This is a genomic window from Candidatus Endomicrobium procryptotermitis (assembly GCA_031279415.1).
Taxonomy (GTDB): Bacteria; Elusimicrobiota; Endomicrobiia; order Endomicrobiales; family Endomicrobiaceae; genus Endomicrobium_B; species Endomicrobium_B procryptotermitis.
In genome coordinates this window covers 20459-37046 of the sequence record JAITIP010000028.1, presented here as the reverse complement: position 1 = coordinate 37046, position 16588 = coordinate 20459, and the positions used below count along the sequence as shown (strand labels likewise).

Below are 16588 nucleotides of genomic sequence, written 5' to 3'. Positions count from 1 at the left end.
ATGAAAATAATGGCAATGATTCCCACCTACAACGAAGCCGCAAACATAAAACGGATGATAGAAGACGTTTTGAATTGCGGTATAGATGTACATGTATTGATAGTAGATGATATGTCACCGGACGGAACCTATAAAGTAGTTGAAGAATTGTCAAAAATAAATCCAAAAGTTTATCTGCTTCTCAGAAAAGAAAAAAAAGGCAGGGGTTATGCTGGAAAGGATGGCTTTAAAAAAGCCTTAGAAATAGGTGCCGAATATATAGTGGAAATGGACGGTGACGGCTCACATGCATCGAAATATATACCAAAATTTTACGATATGATAAAAGAATGCGATGTGGTTATAGGATCGCGTTATATCAACGGTGGAAAAGACGAAAGTAGAACTTTTTTAAGGCGGATCATCAGTAATATTTCGAAATTATACTTATCGATAATGTTGGGGATAAAGATAAAAGATCCTACTTCGGGATACAGAATGTTTAAAAAAGAAGTCTTAGAAAAGTTTGTCGATGATTTAAAAGCGGACGATCCGTTTATCGTGACTGAAGTTATTTACTATTTGAAAAAAAATAAATTTACAATAAAAGAATATCCGATAGAATTTCTTTCAAGAATGTCGGGCGAATCAAAGCTGCGTCCAAGTACGCTTATTAAATATTTGTTTAAGGTGTTAAAACTAAAGATAACGGGCAGCGTATAATGGATTATAAATTACGGTTTTGGATGGTTAACGCCGTTACGGCTTTTTTAAGGCTGCTTTTTATAGGAAAAGTGGGGTTAACCGTAGATGAAGCGCATTATTGGGTTTATACAAAATTTTTGGATTTGTCATATTTTGACCATCCGCCGCTTATTGCTTATATAATCAAACTTTCAACTCTCATTTTCGGAAATACCGAATTTGCTGTGCGTTTTCCTGCAGTAATTATTTTTTTTACAGCCTCATGGATATTTTTTATCTGCGCTTCAAAGCTTTACAATGAGAAAACGGCATTTGTAGGAGCGCTTTTATTAAACGTTTTGCCCGTATTTTCATTTTTAGGTTCAGTAGTATCGATTCCCGACTCTCCTCTAGCATTGTTTTGGATTATTTCTCTGCTTGTTTTTCTTTTAATAATAGAAACAAACGGGAAAAAATATTGGTATCTTCTGGGAGTAATAGTCGGTTTTGCACTGCTTTCCAAATACAATGCCATTATGATTCCCATAGGAATTACTTTATTTTTAATTCTTTCGCCGAAACACAGATTTTGGTTTAAAGAGAAAGAACCATATCTGGCATTTTTTATTATGGCGGCGATATTTATTCCTGTAATTTTGTGGAATATAGAAAATAACTGGGCTTCTTTCGGTTTTCAGATGAGACATGGTTTTGGGAATTCCATGCCAAAATTTTCTTTGCTTTTATTCTTGCGGTCTCTCGGAGCGCAGTCAGGATATTTGTCGCCGACAATATTTTTAGTTTTTTTTGCCGCCGCTTTTTTATGTGTGAAAGAAGCATGGAAAAAGAAAGACAGAACAGCTTTAATTATTGCTTGTTTTTCTCTTCCGACATTAATTCTTTTCAACTTTATAGCCACATTTAATGAAGTTTTGCCACATTGGCCTGCCATGGGTTATCTTGTTTTAACAATATACGTTGCCCATATAACTCTTGAATATTGGAAAGTAAAATGGTTTAAAATTTATACGATTATCGCATGGGCATTTACGATAATTTTCCTTATTATTGCATCTCTGCACTTAATATATAAAATTATACCCATCGAAAAGTTTATGCCCGAACAGCAGGCTCAAAAAATCAAATATGGCATACCTGAAGCGGAAAGAGTCGATATTTCAAATGATTTATTTGGCTGGAAAGAAGTCGGAGAGGAAATAAAAAAGATAACGAATTCTTATCCCGATAAAAACAAGCCCTTCATATTTACACATAAAAGTTATCTTGCAAGTCAGATAGCTTTCGCCGCGCCAGACATCAGAATTTATTGTTTAAGTGACAAAATAGACGCTTATGATTTATGGCAGAGGAGTCTGAAAAAATTGGCAGATAGAGATGCGATTTTTATATGCAACGATTTTTTTTATTTTGACCCTCAAAAATATGGCAGCGCTTTTGATACATATTCGCAGCCACGCGAATTTTCTATATACAGAAATGGCAAAAAAATTAAAAACTTCTTTTTTACCGAATGCAAAAAATTTAAACCGTTAAGGCTTGAAGAAAAATACACGGCAAATATTCTCAGAGATAAAAAGAATATCTCCGATGGACTTATCAAAGCCGATCATGAAGTTTTTAAATTTATTAATTCGATTATGCATGTTAAAATTTTAGATTTTTACATGTCGGTGATTTCTTTTTGCGATTCAAAAAATTTTAATCTAGGAGTAATTTCAATCTTAATAATATCAATAGCTATTATGTGGACCTCCGATAAAAAACATTTCTGGACGGATATAATGCTTATGACAAGCGTTTTAGTGACATCTGCATTAATCGTATATTTCATGAAGGCTTATTTTGAAAGACCTCGTCCCCTAAGTGTATTCGGAGACGAAAATGTAAATGTTTTTTATGAAACTGTTCACAAAAATTCTTTTCCTTCCGGACATACAAATACGGTTTTTGCGGTATGTACGGTTATGTATATGTTGGTAAAAAAGTATTGGTATTGGTATATAATTTTTGCCTTTGGAATGGGTTTCGAAAGAATATACGTAGGAAGCCATTTCCCATCAGATGTACTAACCGGCGCAGCAATAGGCGCAATGATCGCATATGTAATGGTGAGATTATTTAAAAAATACACAAAAAATTAATAGCGGCCAATTCATCCCTTTGACCATGTTTTAAACCATCCTTTCAGAATTCTTTAAAACATTATTTTGAAATAATATGATTGATGTTTTATAATATAATTTTGCAAAATAAAATTTTCAGCTTTATGCGATCCTTCAGCAACACTTAAACTTTTGCAAACATCGACTTTATAGTTTCTAACTCTCTAATTACACTTACTGCCTTAAGTCCATCGGTCAATCTTTTACCTTTATATCTTTTGATTCATCTATCCTTTTCCCATCTAAAAAAAATGTATGAAAAGCGGTGTCAAGATTTTCCTCATTACTTTCTTTCTTAGGTTTTTGCGCATCACTGAGAGTCGGTTTTTTCCGCCTATTGCAAGAACCTGCATATCACTTTTTGGCTATATTTGATTTTATTTTTATGCTGCCTATAGAAGAGTCTTTGTTTGTTTACGCCAATTTGGTTTATTACAATATCTCCTTTGGCAGTTCAAAAATAATCTTTGTTCCTCTTCCATATTCGCTTTTAAAAGAAATTTTTCCTCTATGGTTTTCTTCGATCATTCTTCTGACTATATACATGCCTATGCCTGTTCCTGACTTGTAAGAAGATTTTGTCGTAAAAAACGGGGAAAAAATTTTGCTTATATTTTCTTCCTTTATTCCACAGCCATTATCTTCCACAGAAAAAATATGTTTCAAGTCTGTATGTTTTAGCGATACTGTAATTAAAGGTTTATACATGAGTTTTTCTGCTTCTTTCAAATCTTCGTATTTTTCTTTTGTTGCTTCATAGGCGTTATCTATGATATTGTACACGGCTTCTATAATCTGCGAACGTATGCCGTATATTTTATCATCATCGTTTTGAAAATTAAATTCTATGGAAAAATCCTTGTGAAGTTTGTGTTTCAGTTTTAAAAGTTCAAGAGAAAGGTCAAAAACTTCCCGAAGGGAAAAGCTCGAAAACCATGTTCCCTGCTTTTCAGCTCTCGAATAGTTTAGAATGCCTTTTATAACGGTATCCGTGCGTTTGATGTTCTGCGTTAAAGAATCAGAAAGTTCTGTCACGTAATCCATTGTTTTTTTCAGCATCTCATTTTCGTTTACGAGTTCCACATTTGATTTTATAAAATCTTCGATTTCATATTTCAACTCTCCTGCAATCATCGAAAACTGGTTTAATCTGTTGTTTATCTGATGAGTGACGCCCTCGGCAAGTCCGCCCACAGAAGCAAGTTTTTCAGCGGCAAATATTTTTTCCTGCGTACGTTTAAACTCTTCAAAAAACAAACAACTTTCTATGGCAAGAGAAGTCTGACGTGAAAGAGCTTCAAAAGTTCTTATATCTTCTCTGGTGTAAGGCATGTCGTCTTTTTTAGACGAAAGAATCATAAAGCCGTTTGTGCCGTTGTCGAAGAAAAAAGGAATGATAAAATCTGGTCGGAAAGGCAGATCGGCCGAATTCATTATGTATAAAGGCAGATCGGCGGCAACAAAAGGCCTTTTTTTATTTCTTATAAACATTATAAAAGGGTGCATATACGAATAAGAAAATATGATTTCACATGGAACAGAAGGCCTTATATAATGGCATTCAAGAGTTTTTTTTACACTGTTTTCAAGAAATACAGCAAAGTTTTTAACTTTTAGTTCGTGCATTACTATCATGGATATAAGTTTCAGGAGTCTTGAGAGATTATGCTCTCTTGCCATGCCGCTTGCCGCCTGTATGAGCGTGTTTTGATATTTTTTTTGTTCCGCAAGAAAAAGATCTTCGGCCTTGTCCACGGCAGTTCTGTAGATATATGTTCCTATAACTGTTAAGATAAAAGTCAATACAGAAGATATTAACCATGAGTTCGCGTATTTCCACACGAAATACGAAGAAGATAAAATTACGACCGCAAGCCCTATCATTATGCAGGCTCGGCTTATAATGATTTTTATGTCAGAAATTCCATATCTTCTTAAAGTTATGACTATTGCCGATATGAAAATCGCCATTGCAACCGCGCCCGGCGGATATATTGAAATACCAACGAAAGTCAAAACAATATCTAAAAGCAAAACATAAAGGATGTAAAGGGATTTATTGATATTTCTTATTTGCTTATGTCGGTAAGCGGTTAAGTCCGGTCGTCTTAAATAGGATTTTAAATTTTTTGAACACAAATAAATAAAAAAGATAAGCTGCAACGGTATTATGACATATAAAATTCCCGCCTGAGGATAAAACCCAAAAAAATGTTCACTTATGCCGCTTATAAAAATGCCAGCCGCAAAATTTAAAACGACGGAAATCAAAGCGGCCGCATAGAAAAAAATAAAAGTCTGTGACTTTACGATTTTTTTTGTAAAGGCATAAACGAATCTTAAAAGAAAAATCGCATTAAAAGCTATTCCCGTAAATCCAATTTTGCTCCATATAAATGCATTGTGCTCATTTTTGCTTATGACCATATTTCCAAAACAAAAAAACCATATCGTTACCGAGAGACAGAAAAGCGAAAAATAAACGTTTACATTGGATTTTCCTTTTCTTGACATAGTCGTAAAAACGACTGCCGCCGTGAATATCGAAGATAAAAAATAAAATACTCCCAGTGGATTCATATTATTTTCTCTCTAAGTTTTCTGTGATACGTTATGGCAAATCTATGCGCTTCGTCTCTTACAGATTGTAAAAGCCTTAAAGCGGGAGAATGTCTGCTTAATATGAGTGGTTTGTCTTTATGTGGCATAAATATTTCCTCATTTCTTTTTGCGATAGAAATTAAAGGAAGAGGAAGCTGCATTTCGTCAAGAGCACTTTTTGCTGCTTCAAGCTGTCCTTTGCCTCCATCAATTAAAATGAGATCCGGCATTTTCTCGTTTCTTCTTATCAGTCCAGAATATCTGCGCAAAACCACTTCCCGCATTGTAGCAAAATCATCCGCTCCGATTACTGTTTTAACTTTAAACCTTCTGTAATTTTTCTTGTCAGGCAGCCCGTTAAGAAATCTTACCATAGAAGAAACAGCGTTTGTTCCTTGCATGTTTGAATTGTCAAAACCTTCTATTGCCACAGGCATATGTTTGAGTCCTAAAACCTGTTTAAGTTCGCTGATGCTGTCAGTTCTTTCAACGGATTTTTCTATGTCTTCTTTCGTAATTTTCGTTATCATAACTCTTTCCCCCATTGAACGAACGGCAAAGATCCTGTCGCGCAATTCTTTTGCTTGTTCAAATTCCATTTTTGAGCTCAGTTCGTACATCTTACTTTCCCATTCATCTTCAAGCTTTTTAAATTTTCCATTTAAAAAGAGCTCGATGTCTTTTGTGGAATCTTTATATTTCTGCGAAGAAATTTTACCCATACAGGGGCCCGGACACATTTCTGTGTGAAAATATATGCATGACTTTACTTTTTTTTCATCCGGAGACTTGTCTTCTGAAAATTCTAACTTGCATGTACGCATTTTAAAAAGTTTTGACAACCAGCGGACAAGTTTTTTCATATAGAAAGCCTGCGGATACGGCCCGAAATACAAAGCAGCGTCTTTAAGCTTTTTTCTAGTTATAAAAAGTCTTGGAAAATCCTCATTTGTCAGCTTTATATAAGGATAAGATTTATCGTCTTTCCACATTGCATTGAAATACGGCTTAACTTTGTTGATAAGCTGCCTTTCAACTATCAAAGCTTCATTTTCAGAAACGCACAAAATGTAATCTATTTTACGCATCGCCGATATTATTGCCGCAGCTTTTGAATTTATATCTGCGTGAAAGTAAGACGAAATCCTGTCTTTAAGACTTATCGCTTTACCTATATATATTATGTTCCCGATTCCATCACGCATAATATACACGCCTGGAAGTTTTGGTATGTTTTCAAGATATTTATTCATAGTTAATTTAAAGGCTGAAGATCAGCTGTTTTGAAACTTAGAGAAGTTTGTCGTCAGCGGCAATAGATGCAACACCTTCTCGATTCCTGACGCTACGTCTTTGAATTCCATTCAAACACTATTGTATATTTTCCTTTTATGCCTGGCATATTTTCCAACAAAGATGTGAATTGCTGTTCTGCAAATTTTCTTGCCTGTACGTACAAGCCTCTGTTTTGTCGTATTTTCAGTTCCATCTCGCTTTTATTTGCCAGTTGTATTGCATTGGCGTCTTTTAAAGTGTATCTGTTAAAAAGACTTGACCTTTCGTCAAACAGGCTAAAAGTTTCCGGATAAATTTCATGTGACAATATCATTATTCTAGGCATGCGCATGATTATATTATCATAAGTGATTTCTATTTGTATGTTTTCACAATTAAACCCCATCTTTATTGTTCCATCTATAGTATATATGGCCTTTTTTTCTGTCAAAGGAATATCAACACTGAAAAGTTTTGCGGCTTCAGAATGAGTTATTACGGATGTATAATGGTAAATAAGACTTGTGTATTCAGCGGCCGGCAGTATTTCTTTTACAGCTATTCTTATGTCCGTGCTTGACTCATTTTCCGTTATTTTGAAGTTTGAAAACATTTTACTTCCTATCAATATTCCTGTGGAAAGAGTCAAAACTAAAATAAACAAAATGACAAAGTATTTTAAATACATTTAATCTCCTTGAACTGTTTTTCTCTTAAATATTTGAAAAAGAGCATTTAATTCTTCAGATTTAAACAGTTTTGATATCACTAAAAACGCGATAATTCCCGCAAATACGGCTGCGGGAACCGATATAAAAATCGTATCGGACACTTTGCAGGCATACCATGCGGCGGCTGCCGTAGCCACAGCCGCGACCGACGCTCTTAACCCTGAAAATATTATTTTCATCAGGCCAAGTTTGCCTATCCGTTTCCTTAAATAGAGTATAAGCAAAAACATATTAAAATACGATGCTAAAGCCGTGGCAAGAGCAAGCCCGCTCACTCCCATAGGATACATTAAAATTATACACAAAATAACGTGAAGTATCATTGCCCAGATGGCAGTTTTTACCGGAGTGCGCGTGTCCTGAAAAGCATAAAAAGCATTGGCAAAAATCTTTGCCATCGCATATGCGGGGAGTCCTATGGAATAAAAAAACAGTGCTTTGTTTGTTATTAAAGACGCGGAAAAATCAAATTTGCCGTGCTCAAACAATAAGCGTATAATTGGCAGACCTACAGCCATTAATCCTGCCGCAGCAGGAAGAAGCACAAAAACCGTGAAACGTATCGAATAGTTTAAAGAATTTTTCAGCATTGTCATATCTTTTTGAGCATATGCTTTTGACATTGCCGGCAAAGATACACTTGCAAAAGCAAGACCAAAAATCGCAAGTGGAAGCTGCATAACCCTATTGGAATAATATAAAGCCGTTATCGAGCCGCCGTCAAGAAAAGAAGCACATATCGTATCGACAAAACTGTTTATTTGGTCTACGGAAAGACCTATAAGTGAAGGTATCATCAGAAAAGCTATTTTTTTTATGCCGGGATGTTTTAAATTAAAATTAAATTTTAGATTCCAACCTAAATTTTTAAGTTTTGGATATTGTATAAGAAAGTGAATAGTTCCGCCCGCGATGACGCTTACAGCAAGACCTTTTATCTGGCTTTCAGCACTAAACAGCGGAGCAAAAGCCAAAATATAAAATATTTCACAAACACTTAAAGCAGACGGCGCCAACGCCGGCAAAAAGAAAGAATATAATGTATTTAAAACTGCAAGAAGAAAAGCGGCAAGACATATAAACAAAATGAAAGGAAACATTAGCCTTGTAAGTTCTATGGTAAGCTGCATTTTTTCAGGATCATTTGTAAATCCCCATGCTATTATTTTTACAAGCACGGGTGCAAAGAACATTCCAAGAACGGACACTATAAGCAAAACCAAAAATAAAGCCGTAAAAACGGCATTTAAGAATTTTTGAGTTTCGCTTTTTTCTTTCGTGTTAAGATATTCGCTGAATACCGGAATGAAAGCCGCAGAAAAAGAGCCTTCGCCTAAAAGCCTTCTAAAAAGATTCGGTATGCGGAACGCCGCATAAAAAGCATCTGCAAAAATTCCGGCGCCGAATAAGTTAGCGACAAGCATATCTCTGATATAGCCGAGTATTCTTGAAAGCATTGTGCCGAAAGCCGTTTTTCCCGCGTTTTTGGTAAGCTGTTTATGTTCCTTTTCCACTGTTAACCCTTTATAAATTCCATATCCGACTGTGACCTAAACCAAGTGTTTTGTCTTTTTGCATAATGTCTCGTATCTTTTGAAAATTCTTCAAGCGCTTTTTCTTTTGAAATTTCGTCATTTAAACAGCGCGTTATATGTCTGTAACCTATTGAGTTTAATGCAGGACAGTTTTTGTCAAAACCCATATCAAGAACTTTTTGCGTTTCTTCTGTCATTCCTCTATCTATCATTTTTTTACAGCGGTTATTTATTCTTTCGTATAAAATTTCATTTTCAACGTATATGTTGTAATGAATAAAATCATATCTTGGTTTCTTAGGTTTAAAATGTTCCGACATCGTTTTGCCAGATAAAATGTTTACTTCAAGCGCTCTCAGAAGTCTCTGCGGATTTTTTCTATTTTTTACCGCTGCTTCTGGGTCAAGTTTTGAAAGCTGATCGTATAATTCATCGACGGTTTTCAATTTTAATTCTTTTCTCAGATTATCATCAGCTTTAGGCATTTCATCAAGTCCATAAAGCAAGGCTTTTATGTACAGACCCGTTCCACCTGCAATTACGGGTATTTTCTTTTTTTCGATAATTTGATTTATCGCAAAATCGGCATCTTTTACAAAATCAGCGGCGTTGTAAATTTTGTCAGGCTCGATTAAGTCAGTCAAATACTGAACGATTCCGGATACCCGCCTTAACCCGTTATCCTGCATGACGCCTTCTTTATTAGTGCCGACGTCAAGATATTTATAAATTTGCCTTGAATCGCACGAAATGATTTCGCCGTTTTCTTTTTTACATATTTCAACGGCCTTTTTAGTTTTTCCACTTGCCGTTGCCCCTGAGATAACGATTATTTTTTTCATTAGTAATTTTTAAGCTTATAAGTTTGGGAGTAATGTCATCCTTAGCGCAAGATGGCATTACTTCCAATATTCAATCTTCCATATTCATCATTTTCTATTAAAATATTTTTCAAGTTCGTTTAAAGATATTTTATATGCCGTTGGTCTGCCGTGCGGGCATGTGAATGGATGGCTACATTTAAACAAATCATTAATAAGCTTTTTTGCTTCAATGTCAGAGACATTGTCTCCAGCTTTTATGCTTGCCCTGCAAGCAGAACGGATAATCTTTTCTCTTTTTTTCTCTATTTCGATATTTTTTTCAACTTCTAAATCTTCAATGATTGATTTTATTATATATTCTATAGATATATTGTCCAACAGTGCAGGATATGCAGTTATTCTGAAAGCGTTCTTCCCAAACTCTTCGACAACTATACCCAAGTCGTTAAACAATGAAAGGTTTGCTTTCAAAAGTTCGGACAGGCTCGGATTAAGCTCAAGATTTTCCGGTATGAGCATTTGCTGCAGCTTCAAAGTATTTTTTTTCGACTGCTCAAGATAAATTTCATATCTTATGCGTTCGGCGGCGGCATGCTGGTCAAAAATATATAAGCCGCCGTCTTTTTGCGCTATTATATACGTATCAAAAACCTGCCCTAAAACTTTTATGATATCATTGCTGCCTTCTTGCAAATCTTGCTGTTTGCCATAAAGATTTGCATAATTTTCGATATTATAATTGTGTTTCGGCCGAACATAATATGTTTTAGGTTCAGTAATAAAAGTGTTTTTTTGCCAAGGTTTACGGTATTCGTCGTAATAGTTTTTATTTCCGGGTATTTTAAATTCTTCGACTTTTGTATTTATGACGATTTCCGGATGTGTATGCGAAGTCAAAGCATTTTTAAGCACTTTAAAAATTATATCGTAAATTTCTCCTTCATTGGCAAACTTTATTTCACGTTTTGCTGGATGAATATTTACGTCTATATCGGAAGGATCTATCATTACGTATATTAAAATTCCGGGATGTTTGTCATGAGGTATAGACTCTTTGTACGCCTGATAAATAGAATGTATAAGAAATTTCGGTATGTTTAGCGGTCTTGCGTTTACGAAAAGATATTGCTGATTTTTGTTGGGCTGCGAATCTTCACGTCCAGTAAAATATATGTCGAAAGCGGCTTTTGTGTGGTTTATTTTTACATTTTTAAGTACGGAAGCAAAACCTTTTCCGATAATGTCAGCTATTCTTTCAATCTTATTTTTCGTTACAGCACAGGAAAAGACGGTTTTATTCTCAGAAATAAGTTTAAACGCACAATCGCAGTTTACGAGAGCCGCTTCTTCAAGGGAATTTATTATTCTGGATTTTTCCGTGGAATCACTTTTTAAAAACTTTTGCCTTGCGGGAGTATTAAAAAACAAATTTCTCACTTCGGTTATTGTTCCTTCCGCAAGCGACTGCGGAGATATATCAATATTTTTTCCGCCTTCAGCAAACAATTTCCATCCGGAACTTTCTCCCTTTTTTCTCGTTTTTATTTCGAATTCTGATACGGCAGCTATCGAAGCAAGAGCTTCTCCTCTGAATCCGAGAGAATTTATATGCGACAAATCGTTAAAATCTTCTATTTTGCTTGTCGCATGCCTAAGTATTGAAAGTTCCAAATCCTTCCTGTCCATACCGAAGCCATTGTCGGAAACTCTTATAAGTTTTTTTCCCGCTTTCAGTATTTCAACCGTTATTGAAGACGCACATGCGTCAAGAGAGTTTTCTACAAGCTCTTTAACGGCATTTAATGGCCGCTCTACCACTTCTCCTGCAGCAATTTTGTTTATAGTTTCTTGTGATAATATATTTATAGGCATTTTTATATCTTTTGCGGTTTTTCGCAAATTTGATGATACGAACATCTTTTTATGCATACATCAGGCACGCCGAGCGAAATTTTGTTTTCGCAGTCATTGAAATCTATGGCCATTCTGTTGATATATTTTGCATCGAGCGTATCCATAGTGCCGATGTAAATCCCAATGCGCCACATATCGCCTTTCGACATAGTCCATATGATCTTTCCGCTCATGGGTCTTGTTTTCAGCATAGGAAGATCTATGGTCATGCAGATTTCTGTGCCAACTGGAATATAGGCATAAGTTATCATTGAAACCCCGTCGGCCGATAAATCTAAAATCACACCTGGAACAGATTTACCTTCCATCTGTATCATCATGGGCTCTCCAAATTGTTTGATAATTGGCATTCTGCGGTTTTTTCTTTTTTCAACCATTTTCCGCTCCATTTTTTTAGATTTCAACCGTTTGGAATCGAAGATTTTGCTCAAGACCATTTTATTTATATTTCTCCTTCCATTCACTCAAAATTTTAAATGCTTCCATAGGGCTCATGTTATCAATATCCAACTTTTTTAATTCTATCAAAATTTGGGGTTCTGCTGCACAGAAAAACTCTATTTGTGCACTTTCGTTAAGCTTTGAAGGTTCTACGCGTTTTTTTTCAAGTTCTCTGAGAACGGAGTTCGCCCGCTCTATAACTTTGTGCGGTATTCCCGCTATTTTCGCAACATGTATGCCGTAAGATCTGTCCGCACTGCCCTCTTTTATTTTATGAAGAAACACCACATCACCATTCCACTCTTTTACGTCCACGCTGAAATTGATAACGCTTTTATATTTTTTTGAAAGTTCTGTAAGTTCAAAATAATGCGTGGCAAACAGCACTTTTGCACCCAAATTTGCCTCACGTTTTTCATCGGCAAAATACTCGATGACCGCCCATGCTATAGACATTCCATCATAAGTAGAAGTTCCCCTTCCGACTTCATCGAGAATTATCAAGCTTCTGAAAGTATATTGGTTTAATATATTTGCCGTTTCGGTCATTTCAACCATAAAAGTCGATTCTCCGCCGGCAAGATTATCGCCGGCTCCAATTCTTGTGAAAATTCTGTCGATTACTCCGATTGTGGCAGCTTTTGCCGGAACGTACGAACCCACCTGCGCCATTATAGCTATCAAAGCGTTTTGCCTTAAATATGTGGATTTTCCGGACATATTAGGACCCGTCAAAATCATTATGCGTGAACTTTCACATTTAAAATCAGTGTCGTTGGCGACGAATTCTCCAGATTTTAAAATGCGTTCTACTACAGGATGTCTCCCCTCCTGAATATTTAAGTCGGTCCCATCGTTGATTTCAGGGCATGTATAATTGTAATCAAGAGCGTTTTGGGCAAAGCCGCAGAAGATGTCGATCTCGGCTACTGCATGGGAAGTTTTTAAAATATCGTTGCAGCATGTCGCAAGTTCTTGCCTTAAAATATTGAAAAGCTCGCTTTCCAATCTTAAAATTTTTTCCTGAGAAGATAAAATTTTGGATTCAAGCTCTTTAAGCTCTTCTGTTATATATCTTTCGCAGTTTGCAAGAGTCTGTTTTCTTATATAGTGTTTTGGGGCAAGAGGTATATTTGCTTTTGAAATTTCGATATAGTATCCAAAAATAGAAGTGTAACCAATTTTCAGATTATTGATTGCGCTGTTCTGTCTCTCTTTTGTTTCGAGATTCGATATATACGTTTTTGTGTCTGTAGAAAGCCTGCGTAATTCGTCAAGCACGGCGCTTACGGAACTTTTTATTACATTGCCGTCTTTTAATGAAACGGACGGTTCTTCAACTAAAGTATCTTCTATTTTTTTAATTATAATATCATTTTTATCTTTAAGCGCATTCAGTTTTTCATCGCTATTTAATATTGCGGCGATTCCATTTATTACACGCAAAGAATCTTTTAACGCCGATATCTCTCTGGGATTGGCCGAAGACGAAGATATGCGGGCGGCAATTCTTTCTATGTCGGAAACGTTTTTTAATTTTTCGCGTATCTCTTTGCGTATAATGCTATCTTCGATAAAAAAGCCTACCTTTTTTTGCCTTTCTTTGATTTTAACCGTGTCTATAAGAGGTTTTATAAGCCACTGCCTTAAGGTTCTGGCGCCCATAGGTGTTTTAGTGCCATCCATTACCGATAGAAGAGAGTTTTCCGTTTTTCCTGAAGACATCGAATAGAGCAGTTCCAAATTTCTTATAGCCGTGCCATCAAGACACATGAAATCCGTATTCCTTAGATGATTTATCGAAGAAAATATTCCAACCGACTGAGGTTGAGTTTCAGCTATATAATTTAAAACCGCCGCACAGGCCGAGACGATTTCTTTTTTGTCAAGCCCAAACGATTTAACGGAATTTGGGCCAAACGTCTTTTGAATTTTTTGCATTCCCGAAGGAAAATCAAAATATTTCTCTTCAACTTCCGATACGGGAATTTTAAGTTTTTCAACATACTGAGCAATATAAGGATTTAAAAGATTTTTTGAATTTATGACGATTTCTCCGGGATTATACTTTGAAATTTCCGATTCAAGAGTTTTTAAAGAGCATTCTGAAACAAAGAAATCTCCGGTGGAAATATCCGCCGCGGCAAAAGCTCCCGAAAAAGTATTTTCGTCAAAATATACGGACATTAAATAATTGTTTTTTTTCGATTCAAGCAAAGTATCTTCAAGAACAGTGCCGGGCGTGATAACTTTTGCAACGCTTCTTTTGACTATGCCTTTAGATGCTCCAGCCTCTTCTATCTGTTCACAGACTGCAACTTTATGCCCTTTATTTATCAGTTTTCTAATATATGTGTTGACGGAATGATGTGGAACTCCGCACATGGGCATCCCCGCGCGCTGAGTAAGCACCACTTCCATAACCGGAGAGGCCTTGACGGCGTCATCACCGAACATTTCATAGAAATCACCTAAACGAAAAAACAAAATGATCCCCGTATATTCGGATTTTATGCTCCAGTATTGCTGCATCAGAGGAGTCATTTTTTCTTTGTTTTCATAAGAGATTTTAATCGTAGCGCTCCTTTATGAAAAGTATATGTGATAACAATAGCCTTTACGTGTTTTCTTGTTTCTTTAAACGGTATTTTTGAAAACTTTTTTGCTATATCAGGATCTTTCTCAAGCCACTTATCGACATTACCTATGCCAGCGTTGTAAGCCGCCAGAGCAAGAATCAAATTATTGTTGTAATAGTCCAAAAGTTTTGAAAGATAATATGCGCCGAACATTATGTTAATCGAAGGGTCGGTAAGTTTATTTTCATTATAATCGCCGAAAATGATATGTTCAGAAATTTCCAGAGCTGTTTTTGGCATAATCTGCATAAGTCCAACGGCGCCTTTGTTAGAAATCGCTTCAGGATTCATATTAGATTCTCTTTTCATTACGGATTCAATAAGAATCGGATCTACGTTAAACAAAAGAGAGGCGGCTCTTACTTCATTATAATAAATATTTTCTTTAAAGATTCCTATGCGATTAAGCCCGTAAAGAAGGTACCATGTGGTAAGCAAAAACAATAAAAGCAAAATTACAAACTTGATATTTTTAGATTTTTTCATATAATATCGCCGAAAAGAGAATTTATTTTTGCTTCTTTTATCAAAACATTCATGTTTCTTCCCAAATCTTTTTCTCCACCTTTTATAAACACTTTTCTTGCGCTTCTCGTTCTTGCTTGCAGAATTCCATTTTCGTGTTTTTCCGTTAAAACCTCCTGTGCGGTTCCTACATATTTTGACACTATTTCAACCGATATTTTGTTTGATTCTTCAAGTATTATCGCATGCCGCCTTTTCTTTTCTTCCAAAGGCACATCATCGCGCATGGCCGCTGCTTTCGTATTAGGTCGCGGAGAATAACGGAAAACGTACAACCCCCCGAAACGTATCTGCTGTATGGCTTTTAAAGTAGTCAGAAAGTCTTCTTCCGTTTCACCCGGGAAGCCGACGATAATGTCAGTTGTAATGTTAATATCAGGAATTTTATTTCTGAGCATGCTCACAAGTCCGAGATAATGTTCATAAGTGTATTTCCTCTCCATGTCATACAGAACTTTATTTGAAGCCGACTGCATCGGCAGATGTATATGTGGACACACTTTGGAATGTGCCTCCATCGTTTCAATTAATTCAGAGCTCAAATCCTTCGGGTGATTTGTCATAAATCTTATTCTTTGAATTTCATCGATTTCAGAAACTTTTTTTATCAGAGAAGCGAAATTAACATCTCCGCACCGGTAAGAATTGACATTTTGTCCCAGAAGTATTATTTCTTTGGCTCCATTTCCGGCCATAACTCTGCATTCGTTGATAATATTTTTGTAATCAAAGCTTATCTCTTTCCCCCTCACAGAAGGAACTATGCAGTAAGAGCAGTAATTGTCACAGCCGCACATAATCGTCACATAACGCACTATATCTGATTTTTCTCCATGTATTTCACTTTTTACATTTTTATCCATACCGCACAAATCAAGTATTCTTACCGCAGCATTACCTATGTCTTTTGCACCTATGATGAGGTCAATTCCGTGAAAACGTCTTTTTATTTTGTCCCCGAGTCTTTCGGCCATGCAGCCGACGACCACAATTTTCAAACCGCGCTTTTTTTCCTTTTTAAACTCGTCAACTCTTCCCAAAAAAGAAAAAGCTTTTTGTTCAGCCTGAGCGCGTACTGCGCAAGTATTAATAATGACGACATCCGCATCGGACAAAGTATTTACTTTTGTACCGCCATATGACAAAAGAACTGAATTTAGTATATCGGAATCGCAGACATTCATCTGACATCCGATTGTCTCTATTAAATAATTCATTATTTTGCAATTATATCAATTTTGAAGGTATTTTTGCAGG

12 protein-coding genes are annotated in these 16588 nt (G+C 35.9%); 2 read left to right on the top strand and 10 right to left on the bottom strand.

What is annotated here, in order from left to right:
• Positions 1 to 702 carry a polyprenol monophosphomannose synthase gene (locus tag LBD46_05610; protein ID MDR2426638.1) on the top strand — a complete coding sequence of 234 codons (702 nt, stop codon included), beginning with the start codon at positions 1 to 3 and terminating at the stop codon, positions 700 to 702.
• Entirely contained in the window at positions 702 to 2825 is a 2124-nt protein-coding gene (locus LBD46_05605) for a glycosyltransferase family 39 protein (protein ID MDR2426637.1), read from the top strand. The genes LBD46_05610 and LBD46_05605 overlap by 1 nt, the downstream gene beginning before the upstream one ends.
• 453 nt (positions 2826 to 3278) lie before the next feature.
• On the opposite strand, the gene LBD46_05600 is transcribed toward LBD46_05605, so the two are convergent.
• The 10 genes from LBD46_05600 to miaB form a co-directional block, all read right to left on the bottom strand.
• Positions 3279 to 5426, bottom strand: coding sequence for an ATP-binding protein (locus LBD46_05600; protein MDR2426636.1), 2148 nt, complete (start codon positions 5424 to 5426; stop codon positions 3279 to 3281).
• On the bottom strand, positions 5423 to 6652 hold the full coding sequence (locus tag LBD46_05595; GenBank protein ID MDR2426635.1) for an excinuclease ABC subunit UvrC: 1230 nt from the start codon (positions 6650 to 6652) through the stop codon (positions 5423 to 5425). Before LBD46_05595 ends, LBD46_05600 begins: the two co-directional genes overlap by 4 nt.
• Positions 6653 to 6792: 140 nt before the next feature.
• A complete protein-coding gene (locus LBD46_05590; GenBank protein ID MDR2426634.1) occupies positions 6793 to 7410 on the bottom strand; it encodes a DUF4230 domain-containing protein in 618 nt (205 codons plus the stop codon).
• The gene (gene murJ, locus LBD46_05585) at positions 7411 to 8967 is read right to left on the bottom strand and encodes a murein biosynthesis integral membrane protein MurJ (GenBank protein MDR2426633.1); all 1557 of its coding nucleotides are present in this window, start codon (positions 8965 to 8967) and stop codon (positions 7411 to 7413) included.
• A 2-nt stretch (positions 8968 to 8969) separates the two neighbouring features.
• A complete protein-coding gene (gene miaA / locus LBD46_05580; protein ID MDR2426632.1) occupies positions 8970 to 9830 on the bottom strand; it encodes a tRNA (adenosine(37)-N6)-dimethylallyltransferase MiaA in 861 nt (286 codons plus the stop codon).
• Positions 9831 to 9917: 87 nt separating this feature from the next.
• Positions 9918 to 11684, bottom strand: coding sequence for a DNA mismatch repair endonuclease MutL (mutL, locus tag LBD46_05575; protein MDR2426631.1), 1767 nt, complete (start codon positions 11682 to 11684; stop codon positions 9918 to 9920).
• A gap of 2 nt (positions 11685 to 11686) precedes the next feature.
• Positions 11687 to 12103 (bottom strand): PilZ domain-containing protein, encoded by a 417-nt coding sequence (locus tag LBD46_05570; GenBank protein MDR2426630.1) that lies wholly within the window; start codon positions 12101 to 12103, stop codon positions 11687 to 11689.
• A gap of 61 nt (positions 12104 to 12164) precedes the next feature.
• The gene (mutS, locus tag LBD46_05565) at positions 12165 to 14711 is read right to left on the bottom strand and encodes a DNA mismatch repair protein MutS (GenBank protein MDR2426629.1); all 2547 of its coding nucleotides are present in this window, start codon (positions 14709 to 14711) and stop codon (positions 12165 to 12167) included.
• Positions 14708 to 15292: a lytic transglycosylase domain-containing protein gene (locus LBD46_05560; GenBank protein ID MDR2426628.1), complete on the bottom strand. Its 585-nt coding sequence runs from the start codon at positions 15290 to 15292 to the stop codon at positions 14708 to 14710. The genes mutS and LBD46_05560 overlap by 4 nt, the downstream gene beginning before the upstream one ends.
• Positions 15289 to 16548, bottom strand: a complete 1260-nt coding sequence (gene miaB, locus LBD46_05555) for a tRNA (N6-isopentenyl adenosine(37)-C2)-methylthiotransferase MiaB (GenBank protein MDR2426627.1) — start codon at positions 16546 to 16548, stop codon at positions 15289 to 15291. Before miaB ends, LBD46_05560 begins: the two co-directional genes overlap by 4 nt.
• Positions 16549 to 16588: the final 40 nt, after the last annotated feature.

What these genes read in the sequence shown, in the direction of transcription:
- mutL (MDR2426631.1), bottom strand. Translation starts at nt 11,684, where the DNA reads ATGCCTATAAATATATTATCACAAGAAACTATAAACAAAATTGCTGCA.
- miaA (MDR2426632.1), bottom strand. Translation starts at nt 9,830, where the DNA reads ATGAAAAAAATAATCGTTATCTCAGGGGCAACGGCAAGTGGAAAAACT.
- LBD46_05590 (MDR2426634.1), bottom strand. Translation starts at nt 7,410, where the DNA reads ATGTATTTAAAATACTTTGTCATTTTGTTTATTTTAGTTTTGACTCTT.
- LBD46_05610 (MDR2426638.1), top strand. Translation starts at nt 1, where the DNA reads ATGAAAATAATGGCAATGATTCCCACCTACAACGAAGCCGCAAACATA.
- miaB (MDR2426627.1), bottom strand. Translation starts at nt 16,548, where the DNA reads ATGAATTATTTAATAGAGACAATCGGATGTCAGATGAATGTCTGCGAT.
- LBD46_05605 (MDR2426637.1), top strand. Translation starts at nt 702, where the DNA reads ATGGATTATAAATTACGGTTTTGGATGGTTAACGCCGTTACGGCTTTT.
- LBD46_05570 (MDR2426630.1), bottom strand. Translation starts at nt 12,103, where the DNA reads ATGGTTGAAAAAAGAAAAAACCGCAGAATGCCAATTATCAAACAATTT.
- LBD46_05560 (MDR2426628.1), bottom strand. Translation starts at nt 15,292, where the DNA reads ATGAAAAAATCTAAAAATATCAAGTTTGTAATTTTGCTTTTATTGTTT.
- LBD46_05600 (MDR2426636.1), bottom strand. Translation starts at nt 5,426, where the DNA reads ATGAATCCACTGGGAGTATTTTATTTTTTATCTTCGATATTCACGGCG.
- LBD46_05595 (MDR2426635.1), bottom strand. Translation starts at nt 6,652, where the DNA reads ATGCGTGATGGAATCGGGAACATAATATATATAGGTAAAGCGATAAGT.
- mutS (MDR2426629.1), bottom strand. Translation starts at nt 14,711, where the DNA reads ATGACTCCTCTGATGCAGCAATACTGGAGCATAAAATCCGAATATACG.